At 64.0% G+C, this 12,065-nt stretch carries 5 protein-coding genes; 2 read left to right on the top strand and 3 right to left on the bottom strand.

From position 1 onward, the window contains the following. Positions 1-45: 45 nt before the first annotated feature. Both KDB67_RS16765 and KDB67_RS16760 read right to left on the bottom strand, forming a co-directional pair. Entirely contained in the window at positions 46-3,948 is a 3,903-nt protein-coding gene (locus tag KDB67_RS16765) for an Ig-like domain-containing protein (protein WP_291017965.1), read from the bottom strand. Between the two features lie 247 nt (positions 3,949-4,195). Further along, a complete protein-coding gene (locus tag KDB67_RS16760; protein ID WP_291017963.1) occupies positions 4,196-6,946 on the bottom strand; it encodes an Ig-like domain-containing protein in 2,751 nt (916 codons plus the stop codon). A gap of 357 nt (positions 6,947-7,303) precedes the next feature. Here KDB67_RS16760 and KDB67_RS16755 point away from each other — a divergent pair, with 357 nt between their 5' ends. Continuing rightward, positions 7,304-8,356, top strand: a complete 1,053-nt coding sequence (locus KDB67_RS16755; RefSeq protein ID WP_291017960.1) for an Rpn family recombination-promoting nuclease/putative transposase — start codon at positions 7,304-7,306, stop codon at positions 8,354-8,356. A 48-nt stretch (positions 8,357-8,404) separates the two neighbouring features. Here KDB67_RS16755 and KDB67_RS16750 read toward each other — a convergent pair whose 3' ends face one another. After that, positions 8,405-9,652, bottom strand: a complete 1,248-nt coding sequence (locus KDB67_RS16750; protein WP_291017958.1) for a DUF4143 domain-containing protein — start codon at positions 9,650-9,652, stop codon at positions 8,405-8,407. Between the two features lie 282 nt (positions 9,653-9,934). Here KDB67_RS16750 and KDB67_RS16745 point away from each other — a divergent pair, with 282 nt between their 5' ends. Next, positions 9,935-10,966 carry an Rpn family recombination-promoting nuclease/putative transposase gene (locus KDB67_RS16745; protein ID WP_291017956.1) on the top strand — a complete coding sequence of 344 codons (1,032 nt, stop codon included), beginning with the start codon at positions 9,935-9,937 and terminating at the stop codon, positions 10,964-10,966. Positions 10,967-12,065 lie beyond the last annotated feature (1,099 nt).

Below are 12,065 nucleotides of genomic sequence, written 5' to 3'. Positions count from 1 at the left end.
CGGTAAGCACTCGACCGCGTGCTTGTGCAGTCTTGGGGCGGAGCGTCACACCCCTGTAGGCGGATTCGCGGGTTTGATCACCACGATTCTGGTGTTGTAGCCGTCGGTCATCACTGTCTGCAGCACCGCACCGTCGGAGGTGATCCGGACGCCGCTGGGGGGCATGCCGGCGAATGAGCTGGTTGTTTCGCCGGCGGAGGTGATGGCGGTGACATGGGTGGTGACTTGACCGGTGACCGGATCGGTGGTCCTACTGGTCTGGTAAACGGTGCCGTCGGGGGCGATCTGGAAGTTCTGGAAGTAGGTGCCGGGAATCGTGGTGGTCGTGTCGCCGGAAGGTCTGATGGCGGTGATCTTGTACTCGTTGCCGTCGACGCTCGCTTGGTAGGCGGTTCCGTCGGATGCGACCTGGATGTCGCCCATCCGGTTGCCGGGAATGATGGTTTGGGTGGTGCCGGTCGGTCTGAACGTGGTGATGGTGTAGGTGTTGCCGAGGCGGGTGGTTTGATATCCGACGCTGTCGGGCCCGATCACGATCCCACCGATGCGTGAGCCTTCGGGCAACTGTGTGATTGTGGAACCGGTGGAGTTGATGGTGGTGACGTAGAAGTAGAAGTTGGGGGAAAAAACGGCGCGCGTGGTCTGGTAGGCGGTTCCGTCGGGCGCGAGCCGGAGATCCTCGTACGCCGCCGTGAGCGGGGTCGTGGTGGTGCCGTTGGGCGTGATGCGGGTGATGGAGTACGTGGGGTTGAGCGTGCCGCTGCGCGTGATCTGGTACGCGGTGCCGTCGGCGGCGAACATGAGGGCGCCGCTGGTGATGCCGGGGAGCGTCGTCGTTGATGATCCGGTGGACGTGATGGTGCTGAGGTAGTGGGTGTCGCCGACATAGCTGACGTGGTAGACGGTTCCGTCGGGTGAGACCTGGACGCCATGGGTGGGCATGCCGATGAAGTCGGTGACCACGGTTCCGGTCGAACTGATCGCAGTGATGTGGGTGACGTAGCCGGCGGTGGGGTCGCCGGTGTAAGAGGCCAGGTACACGGTTTCGTCGGCGGCGATGTCGATGTTGCCGACCGGTGCTCCGGTGAGCACCGTCGATGTGACACCGGTGGGCGTGATGGCGTTGATGTAGTAGGTGCCGGCCGAACCGGTGACCTGATATGCGGTGCCGTCGGGAGCGATCAGGAGATTGTTCTGGAGCGAACCCGGCAGCGCAGTGCTGGAAACACCGGTGGGGGTGACGGTGGTGACGTAGTAGGTGTACCCGCTGGTGGAGTTGCCCGTGCGGGTGATCTGGTGAGCGATGCCGTTGGGGTCCACGCGGGTACCGCCGTAGGGTGCGCCGGTGAGCGTCGCTGTTGACGGGGTGCCGGTGGGGCCGATCGCGGTGAGGTAATAGGTGCCGTTCGAGGTGGTCAACTGGTACGCGGTCCCGTCGGAACCGGTCGTCATCTCGGGCAAGTAATCCGGTGTGCCGGGGAGCGTCGTTGTCGTGCTGCCGGTGGGGGTGATGGTGGTGAGGTGGTACGTGAAGCCGGTCGAATAGTCGCCCGTGTAGGAGATCTGGTGAGCGCGGCTGTCTGGGCCGACAGCGATGACGGTGTAGAGGTTGTACGGCGTGCCGGGCAGGGTGGCCGTGGTGGTTCCGGAGGGTGAGATGGCGGTCAGATAGTACGTGTCGCCGATATAGGTGGACTGGTAGGCGGAGCCGTCGGGGGCGAAGTGCAATCCGTAGTACGTCGTGCCGGGGAGGTTGACGGTCGTGGTGCCGGTGCTGGTGATCATCGTGATCTGGGTGCCGGACGCGGATTCGGTCACCTGGTACGCGGTGCCGCCGGCGCCGACGTGGAGAGCATCGACAGGGTAGCCGACGACGGTGATCCCGTCGACCGTCACCGTGATGGTTTCGCTCACCGTTCCGCCGTGGCCGTCATCGACGGTGATGGTGATGGTCTCGGTTGTCTGGGCGGCGGTGGCGTTGACATACGAGGCGGCCAGACGCTGTGCCTCCGACGGCGTGTAGGTGTAGGTGTAGAGGCCCGGGAGCGTGTCGATCACCAGTGTTCCACCATTTGCGGTGGTGAAAGTGTTTGTGCTGGAAGCAGTTCCGCCGGTGACCGTGAAGGTCAGGTCGTCGGAGTCGGAGTCGGATGCGGTGAGGGTTCCGGTGACGCTTCCCGAGCCCACCGCCGGTGCCGAAGGCGCTGACACGGAGACGGTGGGGTCGTTGTTTTGCCAGGCGATGGGGACTGCGACGTCGTAGGTGGTTGTACCGCCGTTGCCGTCGTCGGCGGTGACGGTGACGGTGTGGGTTTGCGGTGCGCCGGGAACGGCTGCGTCGTGGCGGATTTGGGTGGTCGGGGTCCAGGTGAAGGTGCCCGGGTTCTGCGTGTCGAAGACGACGTTGGTGTCGGTGGAGGAGAAGGTGAGTGGGTCGCCGTCGGGGTCGGTGACGATGTCGGTCAGGCCGGTGACGACGACGGCACCGGTGGTCGGGTCCGGTGTGCCGATGGTCGGGTTCTGTGCCGGGTCGATGACCGGGGCCTGGTTGGACGGGGTTTCGGGGATGGTGACGGTGACCGTGCGATTGTGCGGGTTCTGGCCGGTGAACAGTGCCAGGATGCTGGCCAGACCGTGCAGGTGGGGGCCGGTGTCGGAGATTCTGACGGTGAATTGGTCTGCGGCGGTGGAGTTTTGGTTACGTGTGTAGCTGATGGTGCCGTCGGTGTTGACCGTTGCTGTCCCGTTGGTGGGTTGGGTGGTGATGGTGGTCGTGAGTGGGTCGCCATCGGGGTCGGTGGCGTTCAGGCTGATGGTGTAGCCATCGGTTGCGGGGGCCAATGTTGGTGCGGCGTTGGGGGTTTGGTTGTTGACCAGGGATTGGGTGCGTTGGATCCACCAGAGCAGGGTCCAGGGTGCGGGGCTGGTGGCGAAGGTGGTTGTGGTGGAAGGTCCGCCGGTTTGGGGGAGGCCCAGGAAGGTCAGCAGGGTTGTCAGCGGGGTGCTGGTGTTGGTGGTGCTACCCGGTGTTGTCGAGGTGGATACGAAAAACGTTGCGTTGCTGAATGTTTGGGGTGCATCCAGGGTTTCGGTATCGCCGGTGGTTTCGGTGTCGTCGGCGACGCTCGGAGCGATAAGGGCCAGGGGCCGCGCGGCAAACGTCGAGGTGTCGTCGGGCTCCGAGTTGCCTTCCGCGCCTTCGGTTGGTTCGGTTCCGGTTGTGCTGTTGTCGGCTTCACCGGTTTCGGGTTCTGCTGTCCCGGTCCCGGTCCCGGTCCCGGTCCCGGTCCCGGTCCCGGTTCCGGTGTCGGTGGTCGTCCGGGCGGTCCAGGTGTTGGTGGTGTCCGGGACGATGGGGGCATAGACGGGTTCCGACGGGCCGGTGTCGGTGGTCGTCGTGGTACCGCCGACTGAGGGATCGGCACCCGTCGACGTGGTGTTGTCCGCAGGGGTCGTCGACGTCACGCTTGTGTCCGTCGGCGGCGTGTTGGTGCTCGTAGTGTTGGTGCTTGCTGTGTCGGTGCCCGCTGTGTTGGTGCTTGCGGTGTCGGTACCAGCTACGTCGGTGGTTGACGTGTCGGTATCTGGGGTGCCGTCGGCGGGTTCGGTTGTACCCGGCTCGGTGGACTTCGGCGCACCGCCGCCGTCGCCGCTGTCGCCGCCGGCCGTGCCGCCCCCGGAACCGGAACCATCCGACGAATCTGAACCGCCGGACGGACTCGAAGGCGACGATGTCGCCGACGAGGGATCACCAGCGCCGGCGCCTCCGGGTCCATCTGCGGAATCATCGTTCGACGACTCTGACCCGGACCCGGCATCACTCTGCGAGGAGGAGCCGGGCTGGGAACCGGTGTCGTCGTCGGCGGTGGCGTGCCCGGGGCTGAGGAAAAGGCTGACGCCGGCGGCGGCGGCGATCAGACGGGCACGGCTCTTGTGTGAGATTCGCATGGCGCTCTTCCTGCGGGTAGACAGATGTAATCAACGATGGCGGAAATTCCCCGGGAATGATAGGTGCTGAGGTGCCCGATTTGCCTTTTGACTACTCCTGCCGGGGTCATCGCAGGTGGGAGCGTCCTCGAGTGTTAAGTTGGTCCGTTCGGACTACAAGATAGTTCATTTGCCGTACAAAGCATTCGGTGGTCGCCAAACATTGCGGTTGGTTCCGGATTACGGAACCAACCGCAATGTTTGCGGGTCAGTTTGCGCGCTTGATCACGACGATTCTGGTCGTGCCGGAACTCGTCACCGTCGTCAGGAGTATGGAGCCTTTGGGTGCGATCTGGAGGTCGCCGTGGGGGGCGCCCGGAAGTGCGGTGGTAGTGACGCCGGCGGGCGTGATGGCGGCGATGGCGTAGGTGTTGTCGGTGGTGGTGATTTGGTATGCGGTGCCGTCGGGGACGAGCCGAATCCCGCCCACCGGTTCGCCGTCGAGTTCGGTTGTCGTCGTGTCGTCGGCGGCGATGGTGGTGATATGGGTGGTCGAGACTCCGGCGTAGGTGGTCAGGCGGACCGTCCCGTCGGGAGCGAAGCGGATGTCGCCGACGGGTGCCCCGGGGAGGGCTGTGGTTGTCGTACCGGTCTCGGAGATCGTGGAGATTTCATAAGTGCTTGCATTGCAAGTGATTTGGTGGGCTGCGCCATCCGCGTCGAACTGGATGCCGCCGGAAGGCGTGCCGGGGAGTGTCGTTGTCGTCGTTCCGGTGGGTGTGACGTGTGTGATGTGGGTGGCGTAGCCGGTGGCGGCGTCGCCGGTGCGGGTGGTTCGGTAGGCGGTGCCGTCGGGACCGATCTGAGTGCTGCCATACGGCGTTCCGGTGAGCGCCGTGGTCACGACTTCCTTCGGGGTGATCGTGTTGATGCTGTAGGTGTCGCCGGAGCAGGTGGTGTGGTAGGCGGTGCCGTCGGCGGCGATCTGGATGCTGTCGAAGGGCTTGCCGGGATAGGTGGTGATCGTGGTGCCGGTTGCGGTGATGTGAGTGATGTGGGTGGTGTAGCCGACGTCGGCATCGCCCGTCCGGGTGCCGATATAGGCGGTGCCGTCCGGGGTGAACTGGACCACGTCGAAGGGTTCGCCGGTGAGTGTGGTGGCGGTCGTGTCCTCTGAGGCGACGGCGAAGACCCGGTAGATGTCGCCTTTGGCGGTGATCTGGTAGGCGGTCCCGTCGGGGCTGACCTGGACGCCGCCGTGTGGGGTGCCGGGGTGGGTGGTGCTCGTGGCATCGCCGGCGGTGACGTGTGTGATACGAGTTCGGGTTTTTCCGGAGAGCGTGGTTTGGTGGACGGAGTTGTCGGCAGCGACCTGCATGCTGCTGTACGGGGGACCGGTGATCTTGGTGGTTGTGCTGCCGGTAGGTGTGATGTGGACGACGCTGTGCGTGGTACCGGCGGAGGTCACCTGGTAGGCGGTGCTGTCGGGGGCGATCTGCATGCTGTTGTGCGGTTTGCCGCCCAGAGCGGTGGTCGTGGTGCCGGTGGGACCGATGTGGGTGATGTCGCAGGTGGTACCGGTCGACGTGGCCTGGTACAGGGAGCCGTCGGGGGCGACCTGCGTGTCGGCGGTGGGCGTTCCGGGGAGCGTTGTTGTCGCGGTGCCGGCTTGGGCGACAGTGGTGATGCGATATGTGCCGGCGGCCGGGGCGCTGTTGTCGGATGTGACGTCGAACGGCGTACCGGGGAGCGTGATTCCGTCTACCGGAACGGTAAAGGTCTCGCTGACCGTTCCGCCCTGGCCGTCGTCGGCGGTGACCGTGATCGTTTCGGCGGTGTCCGCGGTGGTGGCGTTGAGATATGAGGCGGCCATACGTTGTTCGCCCGACGGGGTGTACGTGTAGGTGCACGAGTCCGGGTCGATGATCAGTGTGCCACCCCGTGCGGTGGTGAAAGTGTCTGTGCCGGAAGCCGTTGCGCCGGAGACGGTGAAGGCCGGATCGTGTGGACCGGTACCGGCCGCTGTGAGTGTTCCGGTGACGACTCCGGATCCGGCCGCCGGTGTCGACGGTGCCGAGGTAGTGATCGTCGGATCGACAGGCTCGGTCACCAGGAGGCCGATGGTGGCGCCATCTCTGTCATCGGAGACGACGGTCACGGTACGAGTTGGCAGCGCATCGGAATCGCTTGTGCTGTTGAGGGTTTCGACACCGGGAGTCCAGGTGAAGGCGTCCGCGTCCTGTGAGTCGAAGACGATGGTGGTGTCGGCGGTGGTCAGGGTCAGCGGGTCGTCGTCGGGGTCGGCGATGATGGTCGTCAGGCCGGTGACGACGACAGTGCCGGTGCGGGCGTCGGACGGTTGCCGGGTCGGGTCGACCGCGAGCGGCAGGCCGGTGACGGAGGGGACGGTGATGGTCACCGCGCGGTTGTGGGAGTTCTGACCGGCGAACGGTGCGTCGTCGGGAAGGGTGACGGTGAATTGGTCGGCGGCGGTGCTGCCGGGGCCTGGGACGTAGCCGATGGTGCCGTCGGCGTTGAGCGCGACGGTGCCGTGGGCAGGTTGTGCGTTGATGGTGACGGGGCCGGCGATGCCGAGGTCGATGGTGCAGCCGTCGGCGGTGGGGGTGAGTGTGGGCGTGCCTCCCGATCCCTGATTGTTCACCAGGGATCGGGTGCGGCGGGTCCACCAGACCAAGGTCCAGGGGGCGGGGCCGGGGGCGGCAGCGGTTGCCGCGTCGGCCTCATCGGCGGGTTGATCGACACGGGTCAGCACCGTGGTCAGTGTGGTCGTGTCCGGCTCCTCGCGCGGCGATCCGGATTCGCCACCGGTGTCGCTCGGTGACGGTGCACCGGGCTCTGGCGTGCCGGACACGGATGTACCGGACTCTGGAGTACCGGACCCGGCCGCAGCGGACTGCGATGTGACGTCGTCGACGGTCGCCCGGTCGCGCTTGCGGGGCAGGTCGATTCCGGCCGCGGCGGCGATCAGGCGAGCACGCTTCTTGTTTGAGATTCGCATGGCACTTCCTGTGGTCAGCCTGTTGCCGTCAACCATTGCCGAAAGTGGGGGGGCAATGATCGAAAACGGGCCACTTGCTTGTCACATGAAGGCTACCCAACCGACATCTGCCCAGGTCGCAGCGACACCGCCTACCGATTTCACCCGTTCGGGCGTCGTAGATCTCGTAATCCCGGTGTACACGTTTGTCGCTGGATCCTCGTGGCTGGCGACACTCGACGGCGAACTCGCCGCGCGATACCCGTCGGTTCGAGTCATCATCGCACGGCCGGACGACGAGCAAGCAGGACTTCCCCCGGTGGTCGTGCTCGTGGACTGGTCCCGAAAATGTCAGAACCCGTCGGTATGGTTCGCGGTGTGACAACCCATGAACCGAACGGCCAACCGCACGATGCTCTTTTCCGGCTGGTTTTCGGTGACCCCGACAACACCGCCTCCGAGCTGCGGTCGGTGCTACCACCACGCCTTGCCGCCCGTATCGACCTCGCGAACCTGCGGCCGCAACCGGGAACGTTCGTCGACCCGGAGCTGCGGCACCGGCACACCGACCTGTTGTTTCGCACCACCGCCGGTGACCGCGACGCGTACCTGTACCTGCTTGTTGAGCATCAGCGCACATCCGATCCGTTGATGGCGTTGCGGATGATGATCTACCAGACTCGCATCTGGGAACATCACCGCACCACCGACCCGGCGATTGCCTCGTCGGGGCCGTTACCGCTGATCATCCCGGTCGTGATCTACCAGGGTCCCCGTCGCTGGGGTGCTGTCACCGACGTCGCCGACCTTATCGACGCCGACGCTGATCTCATAGCCGACGCCGGTGATCTCGTCCCGCGTGTGCGCTACTTCATCGATGATCTGACCACTGTTGATGACGCGGCGCTTCGCGCGCGGCCGCTCACTCCTGCGGCCCGCATCACCTTCGTGGTGTTCACGAAAGCGCCGGGGGACGATGATGCGACAAGATGGCTCGGCCAGTGGTTCGATGACTTGATTCACCTGACGGGGTTGTGGGATCACGAGCGGCTGCTCACGGGTATTTTCACGTATCTTCTAAGGACAACCACTACACCCGTCGAACACCTGGTCCGGTTCGCTGGGACACTCGGATCCGATGCACAGGAGGCCGCAATGACCACTGCAGAACAACTCCGCGCCAAGGGCTACATCGAAGGCCGAGCCGAGGGACGTACCGACGGTCGCGCCGAAGGACGCCTCGAAGGGCGCACCGAGGGACGTGCCGAAGGCCAGGCATTGCTGCTGACGAGCATGCTCACTCGCAAGTTCGGCCCCCTCGACATCGACACTCACGACCTCGTGGCTCAGGCCACTGAGGAGCAGATCATTCTATGGAGCTCCCGACTCGTCGAGGGCGCTACCACCCTCGACGACGTCTTCGATCGTTAGCGGGGAAGAAAGGCCCGATCCCGGCGAATCGCCTAGCAGTGTGGAGGGCTACGCTCCCAGGAGTGCCAGTGGTATGACGGCGATCCCGTCCGAGCGGCGGTAGGCGGTGCGGCCTGTAGTTATCACTATGAGGTCGACGACCCGGTTGGGCATCTTTTCGCGGAGCCAGGCGAGGTGACGTACATCTTTCGTGGTCACTTCGGGTGCGAGTTTGACTTCGATGCCGATGATCTGGCCGTCGACACCTTCGATGATGAGGTCGATCTCGCGGTCGCCTCCGGTGATGCGGAGGTGGCTGACACGGGCTTCGGCTGCCTGGGCCATCACTCGAACTCCCAGCACCACAAGTGATTCGAAGAGTTGGCCGACCATATGTGCGCCTTGCGGCCCGAGCAGCGAGGTCGCGGAGATATTGAGCAGCCGGGCGGCGAGTGCCGGATCGGCCAGTTGGTGTTTGGGCGCTTGTTGGAGCCTGTTGATTTCGTTGCTCGCCGGCAGCCAGCCGGGCAGCGGGTCGAGGAGCCAGAGTTGGCTGAGGTGATCGCGGTAGGCGATGGTGGTGGTTTTGGCCGGTTGCTGTCCGTCGCCGTCGGTGGTGGCATCAAGTAGCCGTGAGTATGCGGTGGTTGTCGATGACGCGGCGGCGTATGCCGACATCCAGCGGCGAAGAGTTTCGGGTCGGCGAACTGTGAAGCCCAGCTCTGGCAGGTCCCTGTCGATGACTCTCTGTAGGTATGCGTCGAGGAGTCGGCATTGCAGCCGTGGTGGGGCGCTCATGATTCCGGGAAGACCGCCGCTGACGATTGCTTCGGCGTAATCGGTTATGCCGAAGGTTGTTTCACCTGAAATCTCCCCGGTTCCGTCGAGTAGCGACGAGAGCGAGACCGTGGGGGTCACCAGCCCTCGCTCGTGCAAACCCATCGGCCGCATCCGGAGCGATACGATTCGGCCGGCGCCACTGTGGGTACCGGCGGCATCGGTCGGTGTGGCCGACCCGGTGAGCAGGAAGCGTCCGGCCGGTGCGCCGGAATCGACTTGTCGCCGAACCGCATCCCAGACCTGTGGAAGCTTCTGCCATTCATCCAGAAGGACGGTGCCGGTGGGCAGCGACGAAAGGGTGAAGTCGGCCCGGACAACCTCGCGCTGAGCGGGGTCGTCCAGATACAGGGCAGCATCCGCCCGGCGCCGGGCGGTGTCGGTCTTGCCGACACCTTTGGGTCCGTCGACCGCGATCGCCGCAGCGGCCGGCAGGAGTTCGTCAAGCTCTCGGTCGACGGTGCGCAGCAGATAGTCCATACCCCGATGGTAGCCGGGATGCGAGCTGCCTACACTACTATTCACGGCATAGATACTGTACTATTTACGAACTTGCTGCACGACTATTTGCGGATACCTGTCTACGCGATGGCGCAGACCTGGCGTTCGCGCATTCGGCGGGCGCCGGTCTGGCGACGCTCGACCGCAAGTCAGCCGCACGATACCCATCCGTCCGTGTATGCACTGTCCGGCAGGGCGACTCGTAAAACAGTGCTCGTCGGCCACGCCGGCATGTCAGAACCCATCGGTATGGTCCTGTGTGTGACGACCCAAGAGCCGAACGGCCAACCGCACGATGCGCTTTTCCGGCTGGTTTTCGCCGACCCCGACAACGCTTCCTCCGAACTTCGGTCGGTCCTGCCGCCGCGGCTCGCCGCCCGCATCGACCTCGACAACCTCCAGCCACAGCCGGGAACGTTTGTCGATCCCGAACTACGGCACCGACATGTCGACCTGCTGTTCCGGACCACCGCCGCCGGTGGCCGCGATGGCTACCTGTACCTGCTCGTGGAGCATCAGCGCACATCCGACCCGCGGATGGCGTTGAGGATGATGACCTATCAGACCCGAATCTGGGACCACCACCTGAGGACCGACCGGACTGCGGCACCGTCGGGACCGCTGCCGCTGATCATCCCGGTAGTCATTTATCAAGGCCCACGCCGGTGGACCGCAGCTACCGACATCGCCGGCCTCATCGACGCCGACGACGAACTCAAAGCGGACGCCGGTGAGCTCGTGCCTCATGTGAGTTACCTCGTCGACGACCTGACGACCCTCGATGACGCGGCACTGCGGGCACGTCCGCTCACTCCGGCGGCCCGCATCACCTTCGTGGTGATCACGAAGGCGCCGGGAGACGATGATGTCACCACCTGGCTCGGTCAGTGGTTCGACGACTTCATCCGGCTGACGGGTCTGTGGGATCACGAACGGCTGCTCAAAGGGATTTTCACGTATCTTTTAAGGACCGGCACAACACCCGTCGACCACTTGATCCGGTTCGGAGCGACGCTCGGACCCGCCGCAGAGGAGGCCGCTATGACAACCGCAGAACAGCTCCGTGCCAAGGGCTTCATCGAAGGCCGAGTCGAAGGCCGAGTCGAAGGACGCGCCGAGGGGCACGCCGAAGGCCTGGCATCGCTGCTGACGAGCATGCTCACCCGCAAATTCGGCACCCTCGACAAGGGCGCTCACGACCTGGTGGCCGGCGCAACGGAAGAGCAGATCATTCGATGGAGTTCAAGACTCGTCGAGGGCGCTGCGACCCTCGACGACGTCTTCGGCCGTTAGCGTCGAAGGAAGGCGCCGTACAACCTTGCCGCTGGTTCCGGATTCCGGGATCAGCGGGTTGCGGTCGCCGGTCTGGCGACGCTCGACCGCAAACTCGCCGCACGATACCCATCCGTGCGGGTGCACACCGTGCGGCCGTAGCCGCTTCTCGCTCGATGTGGAAACGAGGACAAACTTTGCTGCCAGTTCCGGAATCCGGAACTGGCAGCAAAGTTGTCCGACATGCTCGGGAAGATCCCCGAGAATGCCAACCACCCGGCGGTATTGGTGCGCATGTAGGAACAACTGGCGTGACCCGGAATCTGCGCGAATCCGGCGATCCCGGTCTTATTGGATACCACAGCATGTGCGGGCCCTGAATCCACCACCGTGATCCAGGTCGCCGTGACCAGCGACATAACCAACGTCAAGTATCTCATACGCCTGCGTGCGCTTTTCATAGCCTTTTCCTATCCGCGCGGGACGTGTTTGTGCACTTCGGTGGGCGGGACCATAGGCGGTCGATGATGTCGTGACTCGTCTACCTGGAAGACCTGATTCAGGAGTGTGTGGTGGTCGAACAATCGCCAAGGCTTGGTTATGTCATCGGACCTATATGGGAACACGTTGTCACGTGTTAGGTGATGTACGGCTACGATCGCCAGAGATTCCTAGCGATCTCGTCAGTCGTGGGTTTAGGGCCGGTATGCTTCCGAGATTTCTTAGATTTGTCAGATTCCAAGTCAGAGCCAATTGTCTCTGAATCTCTGATTGCTGGAGTTCGGCGCGCCAAGCGCTTGGTGGCTGTCTTTGCAGGCTCCTTCGTCGCTTTCGCGATGACGCCGAGATCCCAGGATGTCCCGTCCTCCTCGCATACCAGAGCCACTCGACCATGGTCATCGATATACATTATTACGGGTCCGTGGGCGTTATTGCTTTGGAAGTGTCGAATAGTGTCGGACACGATTACCTCTTCGGTGTCTTTAGTAGGCCGCTAGTACTACAGCCGTAGATCGGGAGTGGTGACGATCACGCGTGTGTTTACCCTGGTCAGGGCGGTTGCCGCGCCATGATCTGAGGTTGTGAATCAAAAGAAGACGACTGCGGCAACCGCAGATCT

Source organism: Gordonia sp. (in: high G+C Gram-positive bacteria), assembly GCF_020438995.1.
Lineage (GTDB): Bacteria > Actinomycetota > Actinomycetes > Mycobacteriales > Mycobacteriaceae > Gordonia.
This window is presented reverse-complemented; position numbering and strand designations above follow the sequence as displayed.

What these genes read in the sequence shown, in the direction of transcription:
- KDB67_RS16765 (WP_291017965.1), bottom strand. Translation starts at nt 3,948, where the DNA reads ATGCGAATCTCACACAAGAGCCGTGCCCGTCTGATCGCCGCCGCCGCC.
- KDB67_RS16760 (WP_291017963.1), bottom strand. Translation starts at nt 6,946, where the DNA reads ATGCGAATCTCAAACAAGAAGCGTGCTCGCCTGATCGCCGCCGCGGCC.
- KDB67_RS16750 (WP_291017958.1), bottom strand. Translation starts at nt 9,652, where the DNA reads ATGGACTATCTGCTGCGCACCGTCGACCGAGAGCTTGACGAACTCCTG.